32 protein-coding genes are annotated in these 26,779 nt (G+C 67.4%); 2 read left to right on the top strand and 30 right to left on the bottom strand.

Annotated elements, in window-relative coordinates:
- Nucleotides 1-2: 2 nt before the first annotated feature.
- The 18 genes from rplF to OO69_RS52925 all read right to left on the bottom strand — a co-directional run bounded on the left by rplF (nucleotide 3) and on the right by OO69_RS52925 (nucleotide 8,907).
- Complete coding sequence (gene rplF / locus OO69_RS09375; RefSeq protein ID WP_033280021.1) at nucleotides 3-542, bottom strand: 50S ribosomal protein L6; 540 nt, start codon at nucleotides 540-542, stop codon at nucleotides 3-5.
- Between the two features lie 22 nt (nucleotides 543-564).
- Nucleotides 565-963 carry a 30S ribosomal protein S8 gene (rpsH, locus tag OO69_RS09370; RefSeq protein WP_013001411.1) on the bottom strand — a complete coding sequence of 133 codons (399 nt, stop codon included), beginning with the start codon at nucleotides 961-963 and terminating at the stop codon, nucleotides 565-567.
- A 213-nt stretch (nucleotides 964-1,176) separates the two neighbouring features.
- Nucleotides 1,177-1,362: a type Z 30S ribosomal protein S14 gene (locus OO69_RS09365; RefSeq protein WP_003948630.1), complete on the bottom strand. Its 186-nt coding sequence runs from the start codon at nucleotides 1,360-1,362 to the stop codon at nucleotides 1,177-1,179.
- Between the two features lie 5 nt (nucleotides 1,363-1,367).
- On the bottom strand, nucleotides 1,368-1,925 hold the full coding sequence (gene rplE / locus OO69_RS09360) for a 50S ribosomal protein L5 (RefSeq protein ID WP_033280020.1): 558 nt from the start codon (nucleotides 1,923-1,925) through the stop codon (nucleotides 1,368-1,370).
- On the bottom strand, nucleotides 1,925-2,248 hold the full coding sequence (gene rplX, locus OO69_RS09355; RefSeq protein ID WP_019072281.1) for a 50S ribosomal protein L24: 324 nt from the start codon (nucleotides 2,246-2,248) through the stop codon (nucleotides 1,925-1,927). The genes rplE and rplX overlap by 1 nt, the downstream gene beginning before the upstream one ends.
- A 2-nt stretch (nucleotides 2,249-2,250) precedes the next feature.
- Complete coding sequence (gene rplN / locus OO69_RS09350; RefSeq protein WP_003998823.1) at nucleotides 2,251-2,619, bottom strand: 50S ribosomal protein L14; 369 nt, start codon at nucleotides 2,617-2,619, stop codon at nucleotides 2,251-2,253.
- A gap of 96 nt (nucleotides 2,620-2,715) precedes the next feature.
- Nucleotides 2,716-3,003 carry a 30S ribosomal protein S17 gene (gene rpsQ / locus OO69_RS09345; RefSeq protein WP_019072282.1) on the bottom strand — a complete coding sequence of 96 codons (288 nt, stop codon included), beginning with the start codon at nucleotides 3,001-3,003 and terminating at the stop codon, nucleotides 2,716-2,718.
- Entirely contained in the window at nucleotides 3,003-3,227 is a 225-nt protein-coding gene (rpmC, locus tag OO69_RS09340; protein WP_003998824.1) for a 50S ribosomal protein L29, read from the bottom strand. Before rpmC ends, rpsQ begins: the two co-directional genes overlap by 1 nt.
- Entirely contained in the window at nucleotides 3,227-3,646 is a 420-nt protein-coding gene (rplP, locus tag OO69_RS09335) for a 50S ribosomal protein L16 (protein WP_010986348.1), read from the bottom strand. The genes rpmC and rplP overlap by 1 nt, the downstream gene beginning before the upstream one ends.
- A 5-nt stretch (nucleotides 3,647-3,651) precedes the next feature.
- Nucleotides 3,652-4,512 carry a 30S ribosomal protein S3 gene (gene rpsC / locus OO69_RS09330; RefSeq protein WP_033280019.1) on the bottom strand — a complete coding sequence of 287 codons (861 nt, stop codon included), beginning with the start codon at nucleotides 4,510-4,512 and terminating at the stop codon, nucleotides 3,652-3,654.
- Nucleotides 4,512-4,859 (bottom strand): 50S ribosomal protein L22, encoded by a 348-nt coding sequence (gene rplV, locus OO69_RS09325; protein ID WP_006604878.1) that lies wholly within the window; start codon nucleotides 4,857-4,859, stop codon nucleotides 4,512-4,514. The genes rpsC and rplV overlap by 1 nt, the downstream gene beginning before the upstream one ends.
- A 40-nt stretch (nucleotides 4,860-4,899) precedes the next feature.
- Nucleotides 4,900-5,181, bottom strand: coding sequence for a 30S ribosomal protein S19 (gene rpsS, locus OO69_RS09320; protein ID WP_019055518.1), 282 nt, complete (start codon nucleotides 5,179-5,181; stop codon nucleotides 4,900-4,902).
- Between the two features lie 12 nt (nucleotides 5,182-5,193).
- Nucleotides 5,194-6,030 carry a 50S ribosomal protein L2 gene (gene rplB / locus OO69_RS09315; protein ID WP_019055517.1) on the bottom strand — a complete coding sequence of 279 codons (837 nt, stop codon included), beginning with the start codon at nucleotides 6,028-6,030 and terminating at the stop codon, nucleotides 5,194-5,196.
- Nucleotides 6,031-6,068: 38 nt separating this feature from the next.
- Entirely contained in the window at nucleotides 6,069-6,488 is a 420-nt protein-coding gene (rplW, locus tag OO69_RS09310) for a 50S ribosomal protein L23 (RefSeq protein ID WP_033280018.1), read from the bottom strand.
- Nucleotides 6,488-7,144 carry a 50S ribosomal protein L4 gene (gene rplD, locus OO69_RS09305; RefSeq protein WP_033280017.1) on the bottom strand — a complete coding sequence of 219 codons (657 nt, stop codon included), beginning with the start codon at nucleotides 7,142-7,144 and terminating at the stop codon, nucleotides 6,488-6,490. The genes rplW and rplD overlap by 1 nt, the downstream gene beginning before the upstream one ends.
- Before the next feature lie 7 nt (nucleotides 7,145-7,151).
- Nucleotides 7,152-7,796, bottom strand: coding sequence for a 50S ribosomal protein L3 (gene rplC, locus OO69_RS09300; RefSeq protein ID WP_033280016.1), 645 nt, complete (start codon nucleotides 7,794-7,796; stop codon nucleotides 7,152-7,154).
- Nucleotides 7,797-7,813: 17 nt separating this feature from the next.
- Nucleotides 7,814-8,122: a 30S ribosomal protein S10 gene (gene rpsJ, locus OO69_RS09295; RefSeq protein WP_003948644.1), complete on the bottom strand. Its 309-nt coding sequence runs from the start codon at nucleotides 8,120-8,122 to the stop codon at nucleotides 7,814-7,816.
- 647 nt (nucleotides 8,123-8,769) lie between these two features.
- Complete coding sequence (locus tag OO69_RS52925; RefSeq protein ID WP_234444386.1) at nucleotides 8,770-8,907, bottom strand: hypothetical protein; 138 nt, start codon at nucleotides 8,905-8,907, stop codon at nucleotides 8,770-8,772.
- Nucleotides 8,908-9,545: 638 nt separating this feature from the next.
- On the opposite strand from OO69_RS52925, the gene OO69_RS49365 reads away from it, so the two are divergent.
- Entirely contained in the window at nucleotides 9,546-9,836 is a 291-nt protein-coding gene (locus OO69_RS49365; protein WP_051800888.1) for a hypothetical protein, read from the top strand.
- A 325-nt stretch (nucleotides 9,837-10,161) separates the two neighbouring features.
- Complete coding sequence (locus tag OO69_RS09280; RefSeq protein ID WP_033280014.1) at nucleotides 10,162-11,544, top strand: S41 family peptidase; 1,383 nt, start codon at nucleotides 10,162-10,164, stop codon at nucleotides 11,542-11,544.
- Between the two features lie 45 nt (nucleotides 11,545-11,589).
- On the opposite strand, the gene OO69_RS09275 is transcribed toward OO69_RS09280, so the two are convergent.
- The 12 genes from OO69_RS09275 to tuf form a co-directional block, all read right to left on the bottom strand.
- Entirely contained in the window at nucleotides 11,590-12,249 is a 660-nt protein-coding gene (locus tag OO69_RS09275) for a hypothetical protein (protein ID WP_033280013.1), read from the bottom strand.
- Between the two features lie 66 nt (nucleotides 12,250-12,315).
- On the bottom strand, nucleotides 12,316-14,592 hold the full coding sequence (locus OO69_RS09270; protein WP_033280257.1) for a hypothetical protein: 2,277 nt from the start codon (nucleotides 14,590-14,592) through the stop codon (nucleotides 12,316-12,318).
- A gap of 29 nt (nucleotides 14,593-14,621) precedes the next feature.
- Nucleotides 14,622-15,092 (bottom strand): hypothetical protein, encoded by a 471-nt coding sequence (locus tag OO69_RS09265; RefSeq protein ID WP_033280012.1) that lies wholly within the window; start codon nucleotides 15,090-15,092, stop codon nucleotides 14,622-14,624.
- Nucleotides 15,093-15,287: 195 nt separating this feature from the next.
- On the bottom strand, nucleotides 15,288-16,526 hold the full coding sequence (gene mycP, locus OO69_RS09260) for a type VII secretion-associated serine protease mycosin (protein WP_033280011.1): 1,239 nt from the start codon (nucleotides 16,524-16,526) through the stop codon (nucleotides 15,288-15,290).
- A gap of 60 nt (nucleotides 16,527-16,586) precedes the next feature.
- Nucleotides 16,587-18,122, bottom strand: a complete 1,536-nt coding sequence (locus tag OO69_RS50035) for a hypothetical protein (RefSeq protein ID WP_078652354.1) — start codon at nucleotides 18,120-18,122, stop codon at nucleotides 16,587-16,589.
- Complete coding sequence (locus OO69_RS09255; protein WP_051800886.1) at nucleotides 18,122-18,613, bottom strand: hypothetical protein; 492 nt, start codon at nucleotides 18,611-18,613, stop codon at nucleotides 18,122-18,124. Before OO69_RS09255 ends, OO69_RS50035 begins: the two co-directional genes overlap by 1 nt.
- A gap of 109 nt (nucleotides 18,614-18,722) precedes the next feature.
- Nucleotides 18,723-19,124 (bottom strand): hypothetical protein, encoded by a 402-nt coding sequence (locus OO69_RS09250; protein WP_234444385.1) that lies wholly within the window; start codon nucleotides 19,122-19,124, stop codon nucleotides 18,723-18,725.
- Nucleotides 19,125-19,134: 10 nt separating this feature from the next.
- Nucleotides 19,135-19,659 (bottom strand): hypothetical protein, encoded by a 525-nt coding sequence (locus tag OO69_RS09245; protein ID WP_033280009.1) that lies wholly within the window; start codon nucleotides 19,657-19,659, stop codon nucleotides 19,135-19,137.
- The gene (locus tag OO69_RS09240) at nucleotides 19,656-21,692 is read right to left on the bottom strand and encodes a hypothetical protein (RefSeq protein WP_033280008.1); all 2,037 of its coding nucleotides are present in this window, start codon (nucleotides 21,690-21,692) and stop codon (nucleotides 19,656-19,658) included. The genes OO69_RS09245 and OO69_RS09240 overlap by 4 nt, the downstream gene beginning before the upstream one ends.
- Nucleotides 21,693-21,762: 70 nt before the next feature.
- Nucleotides 21,763-22,143: a hypothetical protein gene (locus OO69_RS09235; RefSeq protein ID WP_033280255.1), complete on the bottom strand. Its 381-nt coding sequence runs from the start codon at nucleotides 22,141-22,143 to the stop codon at nucleotides 21,763-21,765.
- Nucleotides 22,144-22,197: 54 nt separating this feature from the next.
- The gene (locus tag OO69_RS09230) at nucleotides 22,198-25,260 is read right to left on the bottom strand and encodes a glycosyl hydrolase 115 family protein (protein WP_033280007.1); all 3,063 of its coding nucleotides are present in this window, start codon (nucleotides 25,258-25,260) and stop codon (nucleotides 22,198-22,200) included.
- 180 nt (nucleotides 25,261-25,440) lie between these two features.
- Nucleotides 25,441-26,634, bottom strand: coding sequence for an elongation factor Tu (tuf, locus tag OO69_RS09225; protein ID WP_019072299.1), 1,194 nt, complete (start codon nucleotides 26,632-26,634; stop codon nucleotides 25,441-25,443).
- Nucleotides 26,635-26,779 lie beyond the last annotated feature (145 nt).

Here is a 26,779-nt window from a genome sequence, read left to right as displayed (position 1 = left end):
GCTTACTTACCCGCCTTTCCGACCTTGCGCCGGATGACTTCGCCCTCGTACTTGACGCCCTTGGCCTTGTACGGGTCGGGCTTGCGCAGCTTGCGGATGTTGGCCGCAACCTCGCCGACCTTCTGCTTGTCGATGCCCTCGACCGAGAAGTGCGTCGGGTTCTCGACCTTGAACGAGATGCCCTCGGGCGCCTCGACGGTGATCGAGTGGCTGTAGCCGAGCGCGAACTCGAGGTTCGATCCCTTGGCCGCAACGCGGTAACCGACACCGCTGATCTCGAGCTTCTTCACGTAACCCTCGGTCACGCCGGTGATCATGTTCGCCACCAGCGTGCGGGACAGGCCGTGCAGGGCCTTGTTCTGACGCTCGTCGTTGGGGCGGGTGACGCTCAGCACGCCGTCCTCACCCTTGGCGATGTCGATCGGCGCAGCGACGGTGTGGGTCAGCGAGCCCTTGGGGCCCTTGACCGAGACCGTACGGCCGTCGATGGTGACGTCCACGCCGGCGGGAACCGTGATGGGGAGCTTGCCAATACGCGACATAGCTTCTTCCGATTCCTTTCCGCTACCAGACGTAGGCGAGAACTTCTCCGCCTACGCCCTTCTTGCCGGCCTGCTTGTCGGTGAGGAGACCGTGCGACGTGGAGATGATCGCCACGCCGAGGCCACCGAGCACCTTGGGCAGGGAGGTGGACTTCGCGTAAACCCGGAGACCGGGCTTGGAGATCCGCTTGATGCCCGCGATGGAGCGCTCACGGTTCGGGCCGAACTTCAGCTCGAGGACGAGGTTCTTGCCGACCTCGGCGTCCTCGACCTTCCAGCCCGTGATGAAGCCCTCCTGCTGGAGGATCTCCGCGATGTGCGACTTGATCTTCGATGCCGGCATCGTCACGGAGTCGTGGTATGCCGAGTTCGCGTTCCGCAGACGCGTAAGCATGTCTGCGATCGGATCAGTCATGGTCATGAATTGGCCTTCGGCCTCTCTCGCCGGGGTTTCCAGGTGCCCATCCCTCTCCTCGATCCGAGACGAGGCGGGTGCGGTGCGGTGGACCTACGGCGTAGTAAGTCGTATGGGCGGCAATCAGGCGCCCAACCCTCCTAGCCTAAGCCATGGAGGGGTGGGCACCTGACCGTGCCCTCTGCTTACCGAGAGCTTCGGGAGTCCGGAAGTACCGGACTACCAGGAGCTCTTGGTCACGCCCGGCAGCTCGCCACGGTGAGCCATCTCACGAAGGCACACGCGGCAGAGGCCGAACTTGCGGTACACGGAGTGCGGGCGGCCGCAGCGCTGGCAGCGGGTGTAGCCACGCACACCGAACTTGGGCTTACGAGCAGCCTTGGCAATCAGAGCCTTCTTCGCCATCTCGCTTACGCCTCCTTGAAGGGGAAGCCGAGGTGACGGAGAAGGCTACGGCCTTCGGCGTCGTTGGTCGCCGTGGTCACCACGGTGATGTCCATACCCCGGACGCGGTCGATCTTGTCCTGGTCGATCTCGTGGAACATGACCTGCTCGGTGAGACCGAAGGTGTAGTTGCCACGACCGTCGAACTGCTTGGGAGACAGACCACGGAAGTCGCGGATGCGCGGAAGCGCGAGCGACAGGGTGCGGTCCAGGAACTCCCACATGCGGTCGCCACGGAGCGTGACGTGGGCACCGATCGGCTGACCCTCGCGCAGCTTGAACTGCGCGATGGACTTGCGGGCCTTGGTGATGGCCGGCTTCTGACCGGTGATCGTGGTCAGGTCACGGACGGCACCGTCCATGAGCTTGGAGTCACGGGCGGCGTCGCCGACACCCATGTTCACCACGATCTTGACGAGGCCGGGGATCTGCATGACGTTCTCGTAGGAGAACTCCTCACGCAGCTTGCCCGCGATCTCCTCGCGGTACTTCGTCTTGAGACGCGGAGTGGTGGTGGTAGTCATCAGATGTCCTCACCCGTCCGCTTGGCAACGCGAACCTTGTTGCCCTCGTCGTCGAAGCGGTAGCCGACACGCGTGACGACCTTGTTGCCGTCCTTCTCAACGACCAGCTGGACGTTGGAGACGTGGATCGGCGCCTCGGTCGTGACGATGCCACCGGCCTGCGAACCCTTGGCGGTGGGGCCTGCCTTGGTGTGCTTCTTGACCCGGTTCACACCCTCGACCAGGACGCGCTCGTCGCGCGGGTAAGCGGCAATGACCTTGCCCTGCTTGCCCTTGTCCTTGCCGGTGATGACCTGAACCGTGTCACCCTTCTTGATCTTCATGCTTACAGCACCTCCGGAGCCAGCGAGATGATCTTCATGAACTTCTTCTCGCGCAGCTCGCGCCCGACCGGGCCGAAGATGCGGGTGCCGCGAGGGTCGCCGTCGTTCTTCAGAATGACGGCGGCGTTCTCGTCGAAGCGGATGTACGAGCCGTCCGGACGGCGGCGCTCCTTGACGGTGCGAACGATGACGGCCTTGACGACGTCACCCTTCTTCACGTTGCCACCGGGGATCGCGTCCTTGACGGTGGCGACGATGACGTCACCGATGCCCGCGTAGCGGCGACCGGAGCCACCGAGCACACGGATGCAAAGGATTTCCTTCGCACCAGTGTTGTCGGCGACACGCAGTCGCGACTCCTGCTGGATCACGTCTATCTCCTGATCGTCTGCCGGTTCCCCAAGGGCCGTTCACTGAACGGCCCTTGGAGCCTGGCGGAACTGTCCTGCGGAATTACCCCGCAGGAATTACTTGGCCTTCTCGAGGATCTCGACGATGCGCCAGCGCTTCGTCGCGGACAGCGGACGCGTCTCCATGAGGAGGACGCGGTCGCCGACGCCTGCGGCGTTCTGCTCGTCGTGGGCCTTGAGCTTGTTCGTACGGCGGATGACCTTGCCGTACAGCGCGTGCTTCACGCGGTCCTCGACGGCGACGACGACGGTCTTGTCCATCTTGTCGCTGACGACGAGACCCTCACGGGTCTTGCGGAAGCCGCGGGAAGCGGTCTGCTCTTCAGTCACGTTGCTCTCGCTCATCAGGCGCTCTCCACCGTCTCGATGCCCAGCTCGCGCTCACGCATCAGGGTGTAGATCCGCGCGATGTCCTTCCGGACGGCCTTGAGCCGACCGTGGTTCTCGAGCTGACCGGTCGCCGCCTGGAAGCGGAGGTTGAACAGCTCTTCCTTGGCTTCGCGGAGCTTCGCGAGAAGCTCCTCGTCACCCAGTTCGCGCAGCTCGGACGCCTTGGTACCGGCCGACATCACGCTTCACCTGCCTCGCGCTTGACGATCCGGCACTTCATCGGCAGCTTGTGCGCTGCGCGAGTGAGGGCCTCACGGGCGATCTTCTCGTTGGGGTAGGACAGCTCGAACATGACCCGGCCCGGGTGCACGTTCGCGATCCACCACTCGGGAGAACCCTTACCGGAACCCATGCGGGTCTCGGCAGGCTTCTTCGTGAGCGGGCGGTCCGGGTAGATGTTGATCCAGACCTTGCCGCCACGCTTGATGTGGCGGGTCATCGCGATACGGGCGGCCTCGATCTGGCGGTTCGTCACGTACGCCGGCGTGAGGGCCTGAATGCCGTACTCGCCGAACGAAACCTGCGTACCGCCCTTGGCCTGACCACGACGCTTGGGGTGGTGCTGCTTGCGGTGCTTGACCCTACGGGGGATCAGCATTTCGGTCAGGCCTCCGTTCCACCGGTAGAAGAGGGCGCGGCCTCGACCGGAGCGGCAGCCGCCGGAGCCTCGGCCTTGGGGGCCTCGGCAGCGGGAGCAGCCTGCTGCGGCTTGCGGCCGCGGCCGCCACGCTCGCCACCGCGGCCACCGCCGCGGGCCGGGCGGTCGCCGCCCGGGCCGCCACCGCGAGCCGGGCGGTTACCCGCACGGGCAGCGGCGTTCTCGGCGCGGACCTCGGCGATGTTCTTGACGTCGCCCTTGTAGATCCAGACCTTCACACCGATACGGCCGAAGGTCGTCTTGGCCTCGAAGAAGCCGTAGTCCACGTTCGCGCGGAGCGTGTGCAGGGGCACGCGGCCCTCGCGGTAGAACTCCGAGCGGGACATCTCGGCGCCGCCGAGGCGGCCACCGCACTGGATCTTGATGCCCTTGGCGCCGGCCTTCATCGCCGACTGCATGCTCTTACGCATGGCGCGGCGGAAGGAGACGCGGGAGGAGAGCTGCTCGGCGACGGCCTGCGCGACCAGCTGGGCATCCGTCTCGGGGTTCTTGACCTCGAGGATGTTCAGCTGGACCTGCTTGCCCGTGAGCTTCTCGAGGTCGCCGCGGATGCGGTCGGCCTCGGCGCCACGGCGGCCGATGACGATGCCCGGACGAGCGGTGTGGATGTCCACACGCACGCGGTCACGGGTGCGCTCGATCTCCACCTTCGAGATGCCGGCGCGCTCCATGCCGGACGTCATCATCCGACGGATGGCGACGTCTTCCTTGACGTAGTCCTTGTACAGCTTGTCGGCGTACCACCGGGACTTGAAGTCCGTGGTGATGCCGAGCCGGAACCCGTGCGGGTTAACCTTCTGGCCCATTACCGGGTTCCTTCCTTGCTGCTGACGACCACGGTGATGTGGCTGGTCCGCTTGCGGATCCGGTAGGCGCGGCCCTGGGCACGCGGCCGGAACCGCTTCAGGGTCGGACCCTCGTCGACGTACGCCTCGGAAATGACGAGGCTGCCGGCGTCGGTGTGGTCGTAGTTGTGTGCGGCGTTGGCAATGGCGCTGTCCAGCACCTTGCCGACCGGCACGCTCGCGGCCTGCGGGGCGAAACGCAGGACCGCCTGAGCCTCCGTGGCGTCCATGCCACGGATGAGGTCCACCACGCGGCGGGCCTTCATGGGCGTGACGCGGATGTACCGCGCCTGGGCCCTGGCTTCCATGGTTGTCCCTTCAGTGTTTGTCATGGTCGGTCGCCCCGCGCTAGCGGCGCTTCGACTTCCGGTCGTCCTTGACGTGACCCCGGAAGGTGCGCGTCGGCGAGAACTCGCCGAGCTTGTGGCCGACCATCGACTCGGTGACAAACACCGGGATGTGGGTCTTGCCGTTGTGCACCGCGATCGTGTGGCCGAGCATGGCCGGGACGATCATCGAGCGGCGGGACCAGGTCTTGATGACGTTCTTGGAGCCGGCCTCGTTCTGTACGTCCACCTTCTTGATGAGGTGGCCGTCGACGAAGGGCCCCTTCTTGAGACTGCGCGGCATCTAAACCCGCTCCTAGCGCTTCTTGTTCGTCTTGCGGCGGCGGACGATGTACTTGCTCGATGCCTTCTTCGGCGAGCGAGTACGACCCTCCTTCTGACCCCACGGGCTGACCGGGTGGCGACCACCGGAGGTCTTGCCCTCACCACCACCGTGCGGGTGGTCGACCGGGTTCATCGCAACACCGCGGACGGACGGGCGGACGCCCAGCCAACGCTTGCGGCCTGCCTTGCCCCAGTTGATGTTGCTCTGCTCGGCGTTGCCGACCTCGCCGACCGTGGCGCGGCAGCGCTGGTCGACCAGGCGGATCTCGCCGGAGGGCATACGAAGGTGGGCCATCGTGCCCTCCTTCGCCAGCAGCTGCACCGAGGCACCGGCGGAGCGGGCGAACTTGGCGCCGCCACCGGGACGGAGCTCGATCGCGTGGATCGTGGTACCGACCGGGATGTTGCGGAGCGCCAGGTTGTTGCCCGGCTTGATGTCGGCCCCGGGACCGTTCTCGACGCGGTCGCCCTGCTGCAGGTTGCGCGGGGCGAGGATGTAGCGCTTCTCGCCGTCCGCGTAGTGCAGCAGCGCGATGCGCGCGGTGCGGTTGGGGTCGTACTCGATGTGCGCGACCTTCGCCGGCACGCCGTCCTTGTCATGGCGACGGAAGTCGATGACGCGGTAGGCGCGCTTGTGTCCGCCACCCTGGTGGCGAACGGTCACACGACCGGAATTGTTACGGCCGCCCTTGCTGTGCAGCGGGCGAACCAGCGACTTCTCCGGCGTGGACCGCGTGACCTCGACGAAGTCGGCGACGCTGGAGCCACGGCGGCCCGGCGTAGTCGGCTTGTACTTGCGGATTCCCATTTCTCAGTCCTCGTCCGATATCGGACGATCCGACCCGCTTACGCGGCCGGACCGCCGAAGATGTCGATACGGTCGCCCTCAGCGAGGGTCACGATCGCGCGCTTGGAGCCCGCGCGCTGACCGAAACCGGTCTTGGTGCGCTTGCGCTTGCCCTGGCGGTTGATCGTGTTGACCCCGGTGACCTTGACCGAGAAGACCGCCTGGACGGCCTGCTTGATCTGGGTCTTGTTGGCGCCCGGGGCCACGATGAAGGTGTACTTGCCCTCGTCGAGGAGCGCGTAGCTCTTCTCGGAGACGACCGGCTTCAGCAGCACGTCACGGGGGTCCGTGAACGACTTGCTGATCGGCGTCTCGACAGTGTTCTTGCCCTCGGCCTCGTGGCGCTTCGCCTTGGCGACGCGCGCGGCCTTGGCGGCCTTGGCCGCCTTGGAGGCAATGCTCGGGTGACGCGTAGCCATCAGGCTTCGCTCCCTTCGGTGTCAGCGGCCTGGGGGCCAGACACGAAGGACTCGAAAGCGGCCTGGGTGAAGACCACGTCGTCCGAGACGAGAACGTCGTACGTGTTCAGCTGGCCCGGCTCCAGGATGTGGACCTGGGGCAGGTTGCGCGCGGAAAGCAGCGCGGCCTCGTCGGAGCGCTCGATGACCAGGAGCACGTTCTTGCGCTCGCTGACCTTGCCGAGGAAGCTCTTGGCGGCCTTGGTGGAGGGGGTCTCGCCCTCGATCACGCCGGTGATGACGTGGATGCGAGCGTTGCGGGCCCGGTCGGTGAGGGCGTGGCGCAGGGCCGCGGCCTTCATCTTCTTCGGGGTCCGCTGCGAGTAGTCGCGCGGCGTCGGGCCGTGCACGACGCCACCGCCGGCGAACTGCGGGGCGCGGGTCGAACCCTGACGGGCGCGGCCGGTGCCCTTCTGGCGGTACGGCTTCTTACCACCACCGCGGACCTCGCCACGACGCTTGACCTTGTGCGTGCCCTGACGGGCGGCGGCCAGCTGTGCGACGACGACCTGGTGAAGCAGCGGAATGCTGATCTTCTCTACGTCGAAGATCTCGGCCGGGAGCTCAACGGTCCCGGCGTTGTCGCCGGAGGGCGACAGAATGTCAATGGTGCTCATAGTGTCCTCAGGCCCCCTTGGCGGCGGTACGGACCAGGACGAGGCCGCCGTTCGGACCGGGGATGGCTCCCTTGATGAGGAGCAGTCCCTTCTCCGCGTCAACAGCGTGAACGGTCAGGTTCTGGGTGGTGACCCGCTCGTTGCCCATGCGGCCCGCCATGCGGACGCCCTTGAACACACGACCCGGGGTGGCACAGCCACCGATGGAGCCGGGAGAGCGGTGCTTGCGCTGGACACCGTGACCGGCGCCGAGGCCACGGAAGTTGTGGCGCTTCATGACACCGGCGAAGCCCTTGCCCTTGCTCTTGCCGGTCACGTCGACCTTGACGCCGGCCTCGAACACCTCAGCGGTGATCTCCTGGCCGAGCGTGTACTCGGAGGCGCCCGCGGTGCGGATCTCGACGAGGTGGCGACGCGGCGTGACATCGGCCTTGGCGAAGTGGCCCTTGAGGGGCTTGTTCACCTTGCGCGGGTCGATCTCGCCGAAGGCGATCTGGACCGACTCGTAGCCGTCACTGTCGTTCGTACGGACCTGGGTCACGACGTTCGGGCCGGCCTTGACGACGGTCACGGGAACAACACGGTTGTTCTCGTCCCACACCTGCGTCATGCCGAGCTTCTCGCCCAGGATGCCCTTGATCTGCTTAGCCATCTTCAGCTCACCGGCCCCTAGAGCTTGATCTCGATGTCGACACCGGCCGGGAGGTCGAGTCGCATCAGAGAGTCAACGGTCTTGGGGGTGGGGTCGAGGATGTCGATCAGGCGCTTGTGCGTGCGCATCTCGAAGTGCTCGCGCGAGTCCTTGTACTTGTGCGGCGACTTGATGACGCAGTACACGTTCTTCTCAGTGGGCAGCGGCACCGGGCCCGCGACCGACGCACCAGTGCGCGTCACCGTCTCGACGATCTTCTTCGCCGAGGAGTCGATGACCTCGTGGTCGTAGGCCTTGAGCCGGATGCGGATCTTCTGTCCCGCCATGGCTACTCAGTAGTCCTGTCTCTAGTAACGCTCTGCACCCCGGTAAGCCCTTCTGCTCTCTGGTTCTCTTCGATTCCTCCGACCCACGCGGTCGGGTGTGTCGCGCTCTCACCGACACAGAAGTCCCATATACGGAACTTCCCTACTGGGAAAGCACGGCCCTTCCGGAACCGCAAGCCGAGGGCGAAGAAGCCCACCGGGTGCCTGGCCGGCGCCGCACTGACACTTCCCGAAAGATTCCCGTACGTCCGTCCCAGCGCTGCCGTGAGGCAGTTGGGACGACGAGTACCGTGGGACTCGCTTCCGGTCCTCCCGACGGGAGGCGCGCAGCATCAACACTCGACCGAGCAACTCGGACAGTCTGCCATATGGGGCAGGGGGCTGGCCAATCGGGGCGTAGAGATTACCCCCGGAGTGACGCAGGTCAAACACACGCGCGCGGCGGGCCCCCCGGGACCGGAGCCAGATGCCCGCGAGACCGGGCCTGATCACTCCACCCAGGTGACACCCATCCGCACCGCCACAAGTCCACTGCACGCCTGCCGGGCACCCCACGTCCAGGGCATGCCCGACGGATCAGGGCGCAGAAGAGCGACGCCGCCGCGGCACACGCAAACCACCGGCGCCAACGCGCCGGGACGGCACACCTAGACCCTCGCCGCGAGAGCCATGACGGCCATCCGGCCCACGCAGATCCCGCACGCGACGAGCAGCGGCGCCCAGCTCCGGGCCCGTCGGCCCCGGACCACCAGCCACACCACGGCCGCGTCCACCACGAGCCCCATGACGGCCGCCCCTACCTGAAGCCCGCCGAGCGCTTCCCCCCGGGCCTGCCACGCTCCGCCCGAGAACCGAGAGCGAGCCGGACCGTACAGACTCCGGCCACGGTCGTCGACCGCGGCCCGCGCAACCGTACTGTCGTCGAGGCCGACCCCGCTCCGGCCGTTTGCCCGACTCCCGCGGTTCGTCACGATGGGCAATCTACTGACATAGATCAACCCGTTCGTTTCATTCCTTCCTGTTCCTCCCGGCGACTCGCGAAACGCCCGTCCCGCTACGGGAGTTGGCGGAAGCGGCAACACCGCCGCGAGCACGGAAGGCTTCGCAGAACCTCAGGGTGAGCCCTTGGGCCTTCAGTGGATACGCGCGGTGAAAACGGTCAACCTGGCGATGGACAGGCTGTGGGAGGTTCGCCGGCGGCTGGGAGTCGTTCGCCAAGTGCGGTGATGTCTGGGGCCAGTTGGGCCAGTTGGGCCAGTTGGGCCAGGCCGTCGAGGCGGTCTCCGACAACATCAGGTCCGGCAACAGGACGCTCGACAAGGCATGGAACGCCCGTGCCGCCGACGCGTGTCGTGGACCGGAGTCGGCGCGGCGGTGGGCTGCGGCCTCGCGGCACTGGAGATCGCCAACATGCTCCGTCGGTGTGGTGGAGACCATCAGCGCGACCCTCTACGGAACGGTCTCCGAGTTCACGAAGATTCGCAAGGCACTGCAGAAACTCGCCGTCGACCGTGCCCCCGACGATCCGCTGCGCGAGGCCGCCCGGGTCCCCGCGTACGCGGAGGCACTGGGTGATCGCATGGTTCAGGGCTTCCGCGAGTACGACAGCCTCGCCCCCGGCGAACGCGCGCACCAGGAGGAGGCGGCACGGGCGTACCTGGCGGAACAAGCGGCAGAGATCGAGCAGGAGCGATCAGCTCAAGGAGCTTCCTGATACGTACGAAGGTGGTGGCGGCCTCGACGCGAGAGTCACCCTCGCTGCCGCGTTGCTGTGACTGCTCCTGAGCCTCTCCGACCCGGAAGCGCCGTCGATCGCCGCAGCCGCAGCCACAGCCACAGCCGCACCATCGTCGAAGTCCATCGGCATCACCTGGAACTCGACGCTTCCACGCTCGCGATGACCGCCGACCCCCACTCGGGGGTTTTCCTCACCCCGATGCACGGGTGTGCCGGATGGCCGGGGCGGTGACCGGTCGGTCAGGGTTGTGAGACATGCAGGTCATGCAGGTCGAACCGCCGCACCACGGGGAGAACAGAACGTGCGTACCGCCACCGCAACCGTCATCGCCCTGACCCTCGCCGCGGGCATCGCCGCCCCGGCCGCGTCCGCCGCCGGCACCGATCACACCGCCGACGGCTTCTGGCGCATGGACGGCTACGGCACGGTCGTCGCCCTCACCCACGGGACGTACCAGGAGTACCAGACCACCGCCGTGGGCTGCCTCAAGGGCGACACCGCCCGGCGGACGGGCCCGGGGACGTACACGGTGAACGGGGACGTCCTGACGGTCCGCCTGGGCGAGGACGCGAACCACGCGTCGGTGGCGACGGCGAGCTCGGCGGGCCACAAGCAGCTGCACCGCATCGGGTCGCTCCCGCCGACCTGCACGAAGCATCTATCGACGGACCCCGTCACCTCCTTCGACGTCTTCTGGCAGTCCTTCGAGGAGAACTACCCCTTCTTCGCGGCCAAGGGCGTCGACTGGCGGGCGGTGCGGGCCGAGTACCGCCCGCGGGTCCACGCGGACACGACCAGGGCGGAACTGTTCGACATCTTCAGCGCGATGGTGCGCCCGCTGCACGACGCGCACATCGTGGTCCAGGACGGCGGCCACACGTTCGCCACGGGCCACCCCGGCACGGAACCGCCGACCCCCGAACTGGACGCCAGGGCGAAGAAGTTCATCGAGCAGCACGACTTGACGGGCGCGACGTACCACCGGGACTTCGCCAACGGCCGCATCACGTACGCGGATCTACGGGGTGACAGCCGGCTGGGCTACCTGCGCATCTCGGGCTTCGGCGGCTACCTGCCGCAGGAGAACGCGTCGTACGCGTCCCAACTGGCCGAGCTGGACCGGGCGTTGAACACGATCCTCACGTCGAAACGGGTGGGCCGGCTGCACGGCCTGATCATCGACCTCCGGATCAACGGCGGCGGCTCCGACGCGATGGGCCTCCACATCGCGTCCCGCCTGACGGACACCCCGTACATCGCCTACGCCAAGCGAGCCCGCAACGACCCGAGGAACCCGGCCCACCACACCCACCCCGAACCGATCCCGGTGCTCCCGGCCCACTCCCCCCGCTACACCGGCCCGATCGCGATCCTGACCGGCGGCTCGACGGTGAGCGCGGGCGAGACCTTCACCCAGGCCCTGATGGGCCGCCCCGGCGAGACGATCCGCATCGGCCAGCCCACCCAGGGCGTCTTCTCGGACACCCTGACCCGCCGCCTGCCCAACGGCATGGCGGCCTGGCTCCCGAACGAGGAGTTCCTGACCCACTCGGGCCACACGTTCGACGGGACGGGGATTCCGCCGCAGGTACGGGTGCCGGTGTTCACGGAGGAGGAGTTCACGGAGGGGCGGGATTCCGGGTTCGCGAGGGCGGTGGGGGTGTTGGGGGATCGTCGGGGCTGAGGGGCTGGGCCCGGTTGCTCGAGCAGGCGAGCGGCGCGGGCCCTCCTATGCCTCGGGCGGCATGCTGAAGGTGTCCGAAAGGCCGGAGTTCTCCTTGCAGTTGAGCAGGCTCGCGAGTGTGCGGCTCGTGTCGTGCAGGATGTGCAGGTTGTCCTCGCGTGCCGCGGCGGCGGATTCACTCGCCTCGCTCCGGCTCCGCACCTCTCCCCGGATCAGAACGCTCGTTCCTGAAGTCCCGCCGAACTTGCCGCTGACGCACTCGAAATAGAGAACGCCGACCTTGACGCCGGCGAGCGCCGTTTTCCCCATGCGGTATTCCTTGAAGGTCTCGGCGACCTTTCCTTTCTCCGGAGTGGATCGAGGAAGGTAGTAACTGACCATCACGGAATCGAGTCCCGAAGATCCTTTGTAGGCTCCGCAGAAGGCGATGCCGGTGAGATCGCCGGCTCCCCCGGCCTCGTACCGTGCGATCACCTGCTCAGCGGCCCGTTGCGGATCTCCGATGAAGGAGGTCTTCGCGGAGACGGGGAGGTCGGCCACCCGCTTCATGGCCGCCTTGACCGGAGCAGTCAAGGACCTGTCGCAGGATCCGCTCGCCGCCTCACTCGGGCTCGTCGCATCCGCGGCCTTCGATCCCCCACCCTGGCAGCCCGCCGCAGCGAGGACCACAGCGATCAGAACCGGCGCGATCTTCAGGCGCTTCATCAGCAATACCATTCGTCTGTACGGGGGCGGGAGAAGGAATTCCGACGCGGCGGGCAACGCCTCGGGTCAGGTCTTGGGAAGCGCACCCTGCTGGTTCTCTCCGTTGGTTCCCTTCACGTACCCGCTGTTCAGGGCGTCTTCCAGGTCCTGCCCAAAGCCGTCGTCATCGCTCGCGATCCCGTGCCCCTGCATGAAACTGTTCATCGGGGATGCCGCCGCGCCCTGGCCCGCTCGATAGATCTCGGCCCGCTGCTCCTGAAGCGTGCTTCCGCTGTCCTGTTGCATCGTCTCGGCGCTGTCGCCGATCACGGTGCCGATCTGCTGCGAGATGGCGCCTTGGCCCGCGCCCATGAAGACAGGAATCAGCGTGCCTGCCACACCGACGGCAGCCACAGGTGGCAGGAAAGCCGCTCCGGCGGCGATGCCGACGCCCGCGCCGAATGAGACCCAACCCGCCTTCTGTCCCAGGCTCTTGTTGTATTCGGCGTCTTTCGCGAGCCCCTCGGCCGTGACCTGGTCCGCTCTGGACTGGTCGAGGATTCCCTGGATCTCCGCACCGGTACGAACGATCTCCCGGGCGTGCGGCTGATTGATGTGCTCCCCGTCGGCCTGCGCTTCCAGCGCGCTCGTTCCGTAGATCTGCTGAGCCGTGGAGATGTCCGAGTAGCCGTCCGGGTGCTGGCCGACCGAGCTCAGGAACTTGATGGCGCCGCTCGATCCGAACTGCGCATGACCGTCCGAATCGGTCGGGGAGAACAGGCTGTCCGCCTTGTTGTCGTTCAGCGCCCAGTTCAGATCGTCGATGTAACCGGCCCCCATCCGGCCGAGGCTGTCCGAGATGGGGTCCTGGACGTTCTCCGGGTCGCCGTAGGTCGCCACGACCTTTTCCATGATCGCGGCCGAGACTCCGTCCCGGACCAGCTCGGGCGCCGGGTCGTCGTACGCGTGCCCCAGTGTCGCCGCCTCCAGCGCGTGACCGAGCGCGTCCGGGCCGCTGTCCCGGGCGTGCGCGGCGGCGTCGCTGCCGGGGGCGACGAGGCTGTCCGGCGGCCACTCGAAGTCCTTCTTCGTCAGCTCGTCGAAGTACGTGTAGCCGAGGGTGCCGCCCTTCACGGTGCCGTCCTCGTTGTACACCGTGGGCGTCGTGTCGTCCGAGAAGAACAGCTTCGACGCCTCGGGGCTGTGCCCGAGCCCCTCCAGAACGCTGGTGAGCGGGTCGTAGCCGGCACCGGTCTTCCCCGACGGGTTGAATCCCCAGTCGAGGTCGGCTCCTCCGGTCATCGGCTTGTTGCCCACGAAGAAGTCGGGGTTCTCGTGGTGCAGTTGGACGATGTGTTCCGCGATGGGGTTGATGAACTTCGGATCGTAGTTCCCGTACCGAAGCAGCCCACCGAGGATCTGATAGCCGTAGGGGGAGTTGATCGCGCCCGGGTAGAGCGCGATCTGCTGGGTTCCCAGCTTTCTGAACTCATCGCCCCAAGTAGTGGGCAGATGAGGTTCGTTGCCGGTGTCGGTCGCCGTGGCGAGCGCGATGCCCATGCTGCTCTGGAGTTGCCTGGTCAGCGCCAGCCGCTGTTTGTCGTCGCCTTCCGTGCCGTCGAGAGCCATACGGCCGTAGAACTCGAGCGTCTCCTCGGCTCCCCCGAGAGACTTGTAGAAGGCGGTGCTGAAGTCGGGGTCCTTCGCGTTCCACTTCATGAGGGAGTCGAACTCGGCGAGCTGCTTGTCGGTCATCTCCGTGCCGAGCTTGGCCAGTTCGGTGGCGCGCTGCTGCTCCGCGTCGTCCAGGGACGTGTACGTCTCGTACCCGAAGTTGTGACCGTCCTCGCCGTGGCTCTTGGTGAGGGCGCGAGCCACCGAGTCGTCGATCTCCCGGGCGTGGGCCACCAGGTTGGCGATGCGACCGGCCAAGTGGTGGGCCTCGTCGAGCTGTTCCTGGGTGTGCGCGTCGTCCGTGGTGCGATCATGCGGAAAGAACACGTGGATGACCGGGCTGCCGCCCTCGTTGCCGTAGTCCTGCACCTTCACGCCGAGTCCCGGCGCCTCCTTGTGGAGCGCGGTCGTCAACTTCCGCTGGATCTCGACGAGTTCGGTGTGGGCGTCGTCGAGAACCCTGTGGATGCTGCTGGCCTCGGCATGCGCGTCTTTGAACTCCTTGGCCGTCTTTCCCACGAACTCGCGTGTGACGTCCGCGTTCACCCCGGCCCAGCGAGCACCGTCCGACTTGGCCCGCAGGCCCGTATCAGCCCGGGTCGCCAGCTCGTCAAGCTTGTCGACCACGGACTTCCAGTCGGCGACGCTGCTCCCGAGCCTCCCCAGATCGACTTCCGCCAGGTTCGTCATCGTGACGCCGGACACCGCGGCAACCCCCGTTACTTGAAGTACTTGTCGAGCTGTGAGACCGACAGAGCGGAGCCGCCGGCGTCTCGTACCGATGCCGCGATCAGTGCGTCGTCATGCGTGTGCGTCTTCCGGGTGTAGTCGAGGTGATTCGAGATGTGCGCACATGCCTGAAGCAGCGACTGCACCTGGCTCGTCCATGTCGTGACGGTCCGCGACAGGGCGGGCCCCATCGCGAAACCCTGTGCCTTCAGCTCGGCGGCGGCCCGCGTCGTGGATCCGTCGCCCTGCCTGTCCGCGCCCATTCCGTCGACGTCCGCCGCCGTACGGAGATCGTCGTGGAGGGTGAACGCCTCATGGCCTACGGCGCCGAGGTCGTCCTGGTGCACGACGAGATCGCCGCCGCTGCCACCGCCGTCCGCGGGGAGCTGGTTGAGCCGCATGTGCGCCGAGCCCCTCCGGGCCGCGTCAGTCTTGAGCTGCTCCCACTCGTCCCAGGCCATCGCCCCGCGTCCTTCCTCGATCCCCTGATCCCCGTGCCCCAGCAGTCGGCTCGGCCGGCCGCAGGTTTTCTTACCAGTTCTTCAACTTACCCAACGGCGGTGGCACCCACGGCACTTGAGGGTCACCCCGCATCGGTCCTTCACACCGGCCTCGCCCCGCGATGCCCAACCACCGGCCGTCAACTGCCGATTGCTTCATGCGTGTCTGCGCCGGCGCACGAGGAATGCCACCGCGCCCCCGCCGGCCAGCACCGCGGCACCGGCACCCAGTCCGATCCAGAGCGCGCTCCCACCGGTGTCCCCCGAGGACGAGACTGCGGCCAGGAGGTCGTCTCCCTTCGCCGGGGCGCCCGCCGCACTGGAAGCTGAGGCGTTCGAGGCCGGGGACGGCGAGCTCCGGGCAGCGGCAAGGTCAGGGAGCGGGTACTCCTCGGCCGGACCGGGGTTCCCCGGGTTCTGCAGAGCGACACGGGGGCGGACGATGCCGTACCCGATCGAGTCGTTGCGCTTCGCGCCGTCCGTGGGGGCGCCGATCGTGTTGAGCAGGACGCGGAGGACCTGGTTGTTGGTCCAGGTGGGGTGCTTGGACCAGATCAGGGCGGTGGAGGCTGAGGCCAGGGCGGTGGCGCCGCTGGTGCCGTGGCCCCTGCAGAGTCCGCTCTGGCTCGCGCACGCGTAGACCAGGTCCTCCCCAGGTGCGGCCAGGTCCACCTGGGGGCCGTGTTCCGACTCGGCGGTCCTGCTCAGGTTCTTGCCGACTGCGGCTACGCCTACGACGCCGGGGGTGGCCGCGGGGTACTCGACCTGGTTCCCCTTGTCTCCGCTGTTGCCGACCGCCGCGAAAACCAACGAGCCCTTCTCCAGGGCGTATCGCACCGCCGCCGTCAGCTTCGCCGAACCCTCGGTCTGTCCCAGCGAGATGTTGATGACCCGCGCCCCCGAGTCCGCCGCGTAGCGAATCGCCTTCGGTGCCGCCTCGTTGAACTGCCGGGCAGCCTCTCCCTCGTCGGCCGCGGCCTCGGCGTCGGGCATCCGGATCGGGAGGATCTTGGCCCCCGGCGCGAGCCCGAAGGCACCGTTCCCGGAGTCGTAGGCCCCGGTCCCGGCGATCAGGCCCGCCATTCCCGTGCCGTGACCGTCGTAGTCGGTGTGTTCGTCGCCCGCCTGGCCCGTGGCGAAGTCCTTCCCGGGCAGGATGCGGCCTTTCAAGTCAGGGTTGTCCTGGTCCACACCGGAGTCGATCACAGCGACAGTGACGCCCTCGCCCGTGCTGGTCCGCCACATCTGCTCGGCCTTCATGGCATCCAGGAACCACTGCTGCCGCCGGGTCGAATCAGCGTGCGCCGGAACGTCCGTGGCACCAACCAGCAGCAGTCCGAGCACCGCCGATGCCACAAGCTCGCGGCGCCCGCGCCGAGTACTGCTGATGAACATGCGCTTCTTCTCGCCTTCCCTGGAGGTCGGTTGGAGGTCGATTGGAGGTCGATCTGGGAGTCACTGGGGGTCAATCGGTGGTGGGGTTTCGGTACGACGGCGCTTCTCCCGGCGCTGACGCTCCTCGGCCTCACGGCGGTCGGACCGTGCGCCGGAAACGCCCGCGCGGGACGAGGACGTAGAGGACATAGAGGATGCAGACGGCATCGGCTGCGTCGAAGGAGGAGCGGTCGCGCTGCCACGGATTGCCCCCGGGCGTCCGGCGCTGGGCATGCCGCCCGAGACACCGTCTCGAACCGCGGCACCCGAGGCGACCGTTCCACCGGTGCCACCCGTACCAGGTCGACTGGACGGCACCCGCGTCGGCTGCTGCGGGGCGCCGCCCACAACACCCCTGTTGGGAGTCACGGCACGGCCACCGCCTGCTGTGGAGCCCACCGGGCCACGACCGGCGGGCTTCTCCGCGCCCACCACCGTCCCCCGGGGAATCGCTCCCGCCGGCCGACCCGTCGGGGTCCCGGTCGGGCGACCACCGACAACACCGCCGGCGCTACTGCCGCCCACACGGCCGGAGTTGGGGACAGAGGCTCCTTGACCAGGCGTGGCGGGAGACCGGCCAGTGACGGTCGGCCGGGCAGACGCTGTCGGCCTGCCCAACGCCCCCGAGCCCACAGGGTTGCCGGTATTGCCACCAAACGCCGGCGTCCCGCCACCGGGCGGTGTTGTCGCCGTGCTGTGGGGCTGCCCCATGCCGCTGGGACCGTCACTCGTACCTGCACCGGTGCTCGGCATCTGAGGCAACATGGCCACCGAGTCGACGCCCACCCGAACCTGCGGGTCGATGGTCGTAGCCGTCGGCACGTACGCCGGGGGCGCCACCGCCCCGTGGTGAGAGGTCGGCTTCGGCTCCCGAATTTCACCAACGCCCAAGTGCCCAGCAGGTGCTACAGGGGTACGGGAGTCACCACCACTGGGACGGGCGATGCCACTCTGACTGCCACGCGCGCGAGCGTCCGGCGGCTGCACGGCCTTCGGAGGCGGCGGAAACACAGGCCGTTCCAACCCGTCCAGTTGCGTGGCCGACAGTTGATACGACTGCCCCAGTTTGTGCATCTGGAGTGCGGCCTCCTGGCGGACCTTCTCCTTGGCTGCGGCGATGGCGGCGAGTTCGGTCGCGGACTTGGTGGTGACGGCCGTGGTGTCCGGGGCGTTGTGGGCCCGGGTCGCCGTGTTCGGGTTCGCCTGGGCGGTCTTCGTGTCGCGCGGGATCGAGGCCTGTACGTGGGCGATCGCGTCGGAGGCCTGGCCCAGCCACTTCGCGGCGTCGTCGCTGAAGTCGCCCAGGCGCAGGGTGGAGTTGGCCAGGTCGCCGGACCAGGTGCGGAACGCGTCGGCTCCCTCGCCCTTCCACTCCACGTACTGCGGGCGGACCTTGAGTTCCTCGCCGATCCTGCGGATCTCCTCGGCGGCGGCGGTGAGGCGGTCGGCGGCGAGCCGTACCGTGCCCGAGTTCGCCTGGTCGAGCCACGCGAGCATCTGCTCGTGGCTCATCGCCTCGAAGGACGTGCTGCCGGTTCCGGGTGCTGCGGCGGACATCAGATCGTGCCTCCCGCGTCGACGCCGGGGGCGGCGGGGTGAGGTTGCTTCGGGGGTTGAGGGTCGTAGGCGCCGCCGTAGTGCTTTGTCGTCTCCGCGCTGATCGCGGTCATACGGTCGCGGAGGTCGAGGTCGATGTTCCGGTAGCCCTTGTGCGAGGCGAGCACCGCGATGTTCATGCCCTCCATCGAAACGGAGAGCAGTTGCGACAGCGTCTCCAGTTCAGCGACCACCGTCTCGTACGCGGTGAACAGCCCGGCCGCCTCCGTCCATTGGCCGCCACCGCCGCCGAACTGCTGCCGTACGAGCCGCTCCTGGCCGACCTTGCCGGGGCCGGCGTCCGAGCCCTTGAGGTCGCGGATCAGTTGGTCGACGCGTTTCCGGAACGCCGCGAAGGACGACAGTTCGGTGGCGACATCGGCGGCGCCCTTCACCGTGTCGAACGCAGCGGACGCAGCGGACGCCCCCGATCCACCGTCGCTCGGCAGCACACTGTCCTCCCCCGTGCGTTCCTCGGCACCTCAGTACCGCCGTCCACTTTAGCTACACCCAGTGACAGTCCCGTTTCGTTCCGTTCCGCGAGCGGTCGGAACGGGCCGGTCAGTTGGGCCAGGGGACCATCGCCGCGAAGAAGATCGCCGAGAGCGCGATCGTGCCGGGCGCGAGGACGGCGAAGACGCGGCGCCGGGCGACGTTCGACTCGGTCTGCGGCAGGCCCCAACTGACCAGCAACAGCGCGACGGAGGCCAGCAGGCCCACCTGTAGGAACGTGAAGGCGGTGTCGAACCTCCGGGTGAAGTGCTCCGCCTTCGCTCCGTCACAGGCGTCGCAGGCCATGGGTGAGAGACCGGCGACGATGTACGTGATGAGGGTGGCGGGAAGGGTGACGACCGTCGCGATCAGCGGTCCGACCCATGTACCGCGTACCCAAGTGCCCTGTGTGATCGACATGCCCCCAGCCAACTGCAGGGCGCGGGGCGGCACATGAGCGCTCGTACTCATTCCGGCATCGTCACTTGCACCCCAGAGTCTTGAGCGTCGCCGGGAAGTAGGCCCGCATGAACCTCTCGATGTCCTTACGGTGGGTCTGGTCCATCAGGCCGATTTGGGGGACTTGGAGGGTGAGGGTGAAGTATTTGCCGCCCTTGGTCGCGCATCGGTCGATCGAGATGGCCCCGTCGGTGCCGACGATCGACTTGTAGCCGAGGTTGATACTCCGCGGTTGCGTTACACGGGAGATCGACCCCGAACCCGTTGCCAGGTACATAAGGTCCGTTGCCGTGTCGTCCCACGAGAAACGGAACTCGAGAACAGGGTCGTGCTCCGCCAGAAGGATGCAGGGCGCGGTGATCGCATCGGAGCGATCGACTCTGTTGTACTCGTGGAATTCCTTCGCAGACGTCACAAGCAGACGAGTGAGGGCGGGATCGATGGGGGTCCCGCAAATAGCCTTCGGAACCTCGTGATATGCGGAACTTCCGCAGGACAGCAGAAGGATGGACAGCAACACCACGATCAGGATTCGGCGGGCGTTCACGTGGCTTGTTCTCCGGACATTCCAGTGGCGTGCGCCATCCCGTCTCGGGCGGATCTACCGATCTCCTCTTTGGCGTTGTAGTACGGATTGCTGTCCGACCGATGGGTCTTCTTCCACTCGTCCGCGAGGGCCATCAGTTGGCCGTTCCGCCTGGTGTACGCCTGAATGTTGTCCTCCGCCTGCTTGTCGTCGAGCCTCTTCTGCTCATCAGCCAGCCACTGGTCCGTCACATAGTCGAACCCCGTCTGCACATCACCGCTGACCACCGGGATGTAACTGATCGCCTTGTCAAAGAACGGCTTGGTCTGGAACTCCGCGACCTTCGGGTCTCCCGCGGCCTGCAGCCTCGCCTCCTCCAGGAAGCCCACGGTCCGGCCGGCCCCGCTCAGGGAACTGGCTGAATTCGAGTGGTCGTTGTGAATGGCCGACACCATCGCCTGGTTCATTCCACCGTTCAACACCCCATACGCCCCCTCATCCTTGGACACCTGCTTGGCAACCTCGAAAAGCTGATGCTGATCCAAGGGCGAATGGCCGACATCCACCTCACTCATCGCCGCATGCACAGTCCCCCCATGATTGGCCAGCACGTTGGCCATCGGCTTCCGCAACGACGGCGGGAAATCATCCCCCTTGTCCGCCAAATACGTGAGCGCCGACTTGAACACCGCGTCATTCGTGGCCCGATCCCCATGACGCACCCCACCCGGATCCGCAGGATCGATCCCCGTGGCCCCCGCCTGCAACGCCGCCCCGAATCCAGCCCGGTCGTCCCCGTCCAACCGGGGCACATAACGCCCGCCCTTCGAAACCCCCTCGTCGTTCAGGGTGACATTCCAGTCCCGGTCCTTCATGAGGTATTTCATGTGGGCGTCGGAATGGAGATAACGCGCGGACTCCGCAGGGTCGCGGCTCATGATGCCGAGCATGCCGTCGACGGGGTCGTTGGCAAACCAACCATCGCGCGCCCCGGCATACGTGCCCTTCACCCGCCAGATCCCGGGGTGTTTCTTCTCCGCCGCGATCATGTCGTCGGTGAGGTCCTCGACCATTCCCGGGGAGTACCCGTGGCCTTTCTGCATCAGTGTCACCAGCGATTGGTATCCGACCGCCTTGTCCAGGTGGAGACCCTGCGCGTCCGTGGCGTAGTGCTCGACGCCCGCGTGCCGCATCCCCGTACGCCACTTCCGGTACCACGCCGACTTCGTGTCCTTCGTCGCCGTGGCGAGCGCGTTCGCCAGGCCCGTCTCGATCGCCGAGTACGTACCCGCGCCCGCGCCGCCCTGGACGTGGACGCGGTCGTTCAGTTCGTTCGTGAGCTTGAGCGTGCCGGTGGGGCCGAGGTCGTCCAGGACCATCCGCGAGAACCCCTCGTCCTCGCTGTTGTCCCGGAACGACCGTTGCAGTTCGGTGAGTTGAGTGGCCGTCAATTCACCTCCCCTGCTCAACTTCTGGAGGTACCGCTCCGTCTCCTCGGCCTCGTACGCCTCGATGTCGCCCATCGCCCTGCCGTTGAACCCCCGCCCGCCGGCGAGCAGTTCGGAGTCGGTCACGACCCCCGCCAGCGCGACCCGGACACCCGTGTCCGCGTCCGTCACATCGCGTACGGCCTTGTCGATCCGGTCCTGCCACGGCTGTGCGGCCTGGGGTGCGGCGGGGGTGTCCGGCTGGTCCGAACTCGGGCTCACCACCCCCGAATCCGAGACCCGCATACCCGCCCGAACCGCGTCCCACCGCGCCGCGACCACCCGGCCCCGCAGCTCCACGAACCGTTCGTGCGCGTCCCGCAGCAGCGCCGCGATCCCCTTGGCCTCCGTCTGCGCGTACTGGAACTCCTTGAGCGTGACGTCGAAGCGGGCGTTCGCCGCGTCGGCGCTGAGCCCCGTCCACGACGTGCCCACGGAGATGCCGTGCACATCCCGCCGGTACGCCGACTCCTGCTTCTCGAACTCGCCCGCCATGCCGTCCCAGCGCTCGGCCGCGGTGGTCAGCGCGGCGAGGTCGGTGGTCATGATCTCGTGATACGTCGGCATGCGCCCAGTCGCCCCAATAGTTCCGCTGAACCCGATAACTCAACTCCGGCGCGCCAAGCGCCCGTTGGCCTCAGAGCGCGTCCAGAGCCGACCGCTCCCGCAACGCCGACCCCACCGCCAGATCGGTACTCGTCAGCACCGCATTCCCGCTCCGCAGCGCGCCCTTCTCCGCACTCAGCCGGTCCATCAGGTTCTTCACCTGGTCCGCCCACGCCCCGTGCGCCTTCTTCAGGGCCGCCGAGGTGACCCACCCGTCCCCGTCCTTCGCGGCGAACTCCCGTACGGCGGCGCCGTTTTCGTCGTCCGCCCACCGCCCCGCCGTACGCGTACCGGGCTCGATGTGGTCCTCGATCGCCCGAGCCGCCGCCCGTTTCTCCCCGGGTGACGAAGCCAGCCCCGGCCCCCGCGCCGAGACCCCCGGCACACTCGGCACCCCCGAAACGTCCAGCACACCCGGCACGCCACCCGCAACGCCCACCCGTCACCCTCCGCGTTCAACCACGGGCTACACCCGCCGGCTCTCCAACGGCCCCAGGTACAGCGCCGGCAGACCCCCCGTGTCGATCACGAGCCGCTGCAGCACCACCGTCGGGTCCACCATCCAGAACCTCAACCGATGGACCCCGACCTTCGTCACGGAGTGTTTCGTCGCCGTCGCGTTGACGTTGTCGGAGGTGTTACGGGCCCACACGTCGTTCAACAGCCCGTCATCTGCACCGATGTTGATGTCGACGGTCTCGATCGGCCCGTCGTCGAGGGAGACGCCGTAGCGCAGACCGCCCGTCGGCAACGCAGGGTTACGAGGGGACAGGTACGCCCACACCGTCACCTCCCCTGCCGACAGAAGGCTCACCTCGTACTCCAGCCGCGGCGAGTCCACCCCACCCGGCGTCTGCCGGAGCAGCGTCACCGGCCACGGCGTCATCCCCGCCCCGGTCCGCCCGATGCCCTCAATACGGCGCCACCCACCCACCGCCCGGTCGTAGTGCTCCCCGTCGATCGCCACGTACCCGCCCGCCTCCACGAACCCCCGCAGCCCCCGCCCCGACGGCCGCTCGGCGACGCACCCGACCGTCACCGATCCCCCCGCCCCGGTCACCGTCAACTCCCCCTCGACCCGCCCCACCGGCACCCGCGCCCAGTCCACCCCCACCTCCACCCGCACCTGCCGCTCAACCCGCCCCCGAGGCCGTTCCACCACCAACCACGGCACCGACACCTCGATCCGGTAATCGAAGGCCGTACGCCCCCGGTTGAACACCTCGACGAACTGCTGCGGCCGCGTCTGATACGGGCTGAACGCAGGTAGTACCGCCGCCCCCGACGCACCGCCTGGCCACCACGCACCCGACTCCGAAGCACCGTCCACCGACACCCCGAGCCCCGCCCCCACCGGCACCCCAATCCGCCGCACCGCCGGAAACAACACATCCGGCAACGCCACGTTGTCCTTCTCCGGCTGCTGCCACCCGGCGTTGGGCCCGTACCGCTCCACATCCCCGTAGTCGATGTGCGGCTGCGTCTGGAATCCCCGCCATTTCCCGCCCGCCACAACGGAGTTGAAGCGCTCGGCCAACGCGAAGTCCGTCTCCAGCCCCGCCTCCGCCTCATCCGCGAGGTCGTTCGTCGCGGCCCGGCCCTGCGCCGCGTAGAGCAGGTTCGTGAACTCGGCCGACCGCAGCCCGTACAGGTTGGCGGTGGCCTGCACCTCGAACCCGACGAGTTCGAACCACGCGTCCCGCACCCCGGCCGGCAACCGCCGCCCGATCCGCTCGGCCCGTCGCCCCAACTCCCGCCACTCCTCCGTGACCCGCTCCAACTCCCGGTGCCCGAAGGCGAAGGGAGTCTGCTGATCGTCGTAGACCACCCGGCCGTCGACGAGACTGATCCGCCGGTTCAGCAACTCCGGCTTGCGGCGCGCCTGCAACTGCCCATAAGCCGCCAGTACCGAGGCGATCTCATCGGCCTGCCCCACCCCGAAGTTCTGCCGCGCGTACCGCAGTTCCCACTCACCCAGCCGCGAGGCATCCCAACCCTCGGGATCCCAGGCGTAGTTGAGGAAGAACTCGGTCGGCAGCTCGTTCCCCTTCAGGTCGCCCACATTCGCGACCCACAGCCCACGGTTCCCGTACGCGTACGCCGCGTGCAGCTGCTCCCACACGTTCCGCAGGTTCGCCGTGTCCACCCACTTGTAGTTCCGCCCGGCACCCACGTAATCGAAGTGGTAGTAGAGGCCGTAGCCCCCAGCCCGTACGCCGTCCCCTACATCCGGATGCTTACGGATGTTCCCCCAGTTGTCGTCCGTCAGTACGACCGTCACGTCATCCGGCGCCCTCAACCCCCGGTCCCAATACCGCTGCACCTCCTTGTACAACGTCCACACCTGCGGAGTCTCCGCCGCCGGCCGCCCCGTCACCTCCTCGATGATCTGCCGTTGCGCCGCGATGATCTCCCGCATCAACTCGATGCCGTCGCCGTCCGGGAGGCTCGTGTCACCGTTCCCGCGCATGCCCAGCGTGACGACGCCCTCGAAGCCCTGGTCGACCATCCGCTGGACTCCGGCCCGCCAATAGGCCCGTATCGCCGGGGAGTTGAGCCGGTACGACCACTCCCCCGTCCCGCCGTACGGATCGTGCCCCGGCGTCACGATCACACCCGAGGAGTCCCGGACGGCGGCCACCGCGTGCCGGTTCCACTCCTCGATCCCCCGCATCATCGGCGCCTCATGCGACGTGCCCATGACAACCCCATACTCCGCGGCCCGCCGATGGTTCTCCGGGTCGTCCTCCGCGAAGGCCCGCCCCCACACCGCCGGCCAGAGGTAGTTCCCCTTCAGCCGCAGCAGCACCTCGAAGACCCGGCCGTAGAAGTCGGCGTTGAAGCCGCCCGGATACCCCGCCGCCTTCCCCGGCCCGAAGTACGCCGGCGCCCACGTCCCGAGCGCCGGGTTCTCGTCGTTGATGAAGAAGCCCCGGTACTTCACCACCGGCGTCCCCTGCGAGTACCGCCCCGGCCGCACCCACACCTCACCCCGGCGCGTCGGCGGCACGTCGTCCCACCAGTGCCAGGGCGAGACCCCGATGCCGTACGAGACGTCGTAGGCACCGAAGATCGTCCCGCGCGGGTCGCTTCCCGCGACGACGAACGCCCGCTCCACCCCCGGCATCGGCCGCTCGACCACCGTCTGCAGCGAGGTCTCCCAGCGGCCCCGCACCCCGGACACGTCCAGCTTCCCGGCGGCCACCAGACCGTCGATCAGCGCGCTGCGCCCGATCGTGCCGACCAGCACCACCTCACGCTCCCGCGCGAGCGCGCTGCCGGGGCGTACGCCGGTGACGCGTTCGATGTCGCCCCTCAAGTCCCCTGCCACCCGTACGACTCCGGGGTGATCGTCAGGGTCCACCACCACCGGGGCGCCGACGAGGGGAAACGCACCCGTAGTACGCGAGAAGGAGATGTACGCACCCGCGTCCACGGACCCCGATGTCGGCAAGGTCACCCCCGACAACACCGGCACCGCGGCAACTCCCGCCCCCAGAACGGCTCTTCGGCTCACGCGCTCGCCCATGACTCATCCCTCCGAAGCGAATTTGCTCAGCGGCATGACAAATGGTGGGACGAGTGGAAGGAGGGGACAACGGGTCGTACCCGCCGAATAGTTTCGTAACAGCAACCGGGGAACAGCAAAGAGACCCGTACGACCGAAGCCGTACGGGTCTCTCTGGAAACTACCGGGTCAGATCAAGACTTACTTGTTGATCTTGGTGACCTGGCCGGCGCCCACCGTGCGACCACCCTCGCGGATGGCGAACTTCAGGCCCTCTTCCATGGCGACGGGCTGGATGAGCGAAACCGTCATCTCAGTGTTGTCGCCCGGCATGACCATCTCGGTGCCCTCGGGGAGGGTCACGACGCCGGTCACGTCCGTGGTGCGGAAGTAGAACTGGGGACGGTAGTTGTTGAAGAACGGCGTGTGACGGCCACCCTCGTCCTTGGACAGGATGTACGCCTGGGCCTCGAACTCCGTGTGCGGGGTGACCGAGCCGGGCTTGATGATGACCTGGCCGCGCTCGACGTCCTCGCGCTTGATGCCACGGAGGAGCAGTCCGACGTTCTCGCCGGCCTGGCCCTCGTCGAGCAGCTTGCGGAACATCTCGATGCCGGTGACCGTGGTGGTGGTCTTCTCCTGCTTGATGCCGATGATGTCAACGGTCTCGTTGACCTTCAGGACACCACGCTCGATACGGCCGGTGACGACCGTACCGCGACCGGTGATCGTGAAGACGTCCTCGACGGGCATGAGGAACGGCTTGTCGACGTCACGCTCGGGGGTCGGGATCGACTCGTCGACGGCGGCCATCAGGTCGAGGACCGTCTGGCCCCACTCCTTGTCGCCCTCGAGAGCCTTGAGCGCCGAGACCTTGACGACCGGAAGGTCGTCGCCCGGGAACTCGTACTCGGAGAGGAGCTCACGGACCTCGAGCTCGACGAGCTCCAGGATCTCCTCGTCGTCCACCATGTCGGCCTTGTTCAGGGCGACGACGATGTACGGAACGCCGACCTGGCGGGCCAGGAGCACGTGCTCCTTGGTCTGCGGCATCGGGCCGTCGGTGGCGGCGACAACGAGGATCGCGCCGTCCATCTGCGCGGCACCCGTGATCATGTTCTTGATGTAGTCCGCGTGACCGGGGCAGTCGACGTGGGCGTAGTGACGCGTCTCGGTCTGGTACTCGACGTGCGCGATCGAGATCGTGATACCGCGCTGGCGCTCCTCAGGAGCCTTGTCGATCTGGTCGAAGGCCGAGGCCTCGTTCAGGTCCGGGTACGCGTCGTGCAGCACCTTGGTAATGGCGGCCGTGAGGGTCGTCTTACCGTGGTCGATGTGACCGATGGTGCCGATGTTGACGTGCGGCTTAGTCCGCTCGAACTTCGCCTTCGCCACTGGGTCCTCCTGTGGAGTGGTTCTGGTACGCCTTACTCATCGGCGCCAGGTGATCTTTGCTGGGATGCCGCCCGCCGGGGTTCTGGTCCCGGTTTCCGGGGACGATCTCTCGTCCCGCTGCCGGTCTTCGGACCCCGGCGGTCGG

This window comes from Streptomyces sp. NRRL F-525, assembly GCF_000716605.1.
Taxonomy (GTDB): domain Bacteria; phylum Actinomycetota; class Actinomycetes; order Streptomycetales; family Streptomycetaceae; genus Streptomyces.
The sequence above is the reverse complement of the archived record's forward strand: the minus strand, read 5'-3'. Positions and strand labels throughout refer to the sequence as shown.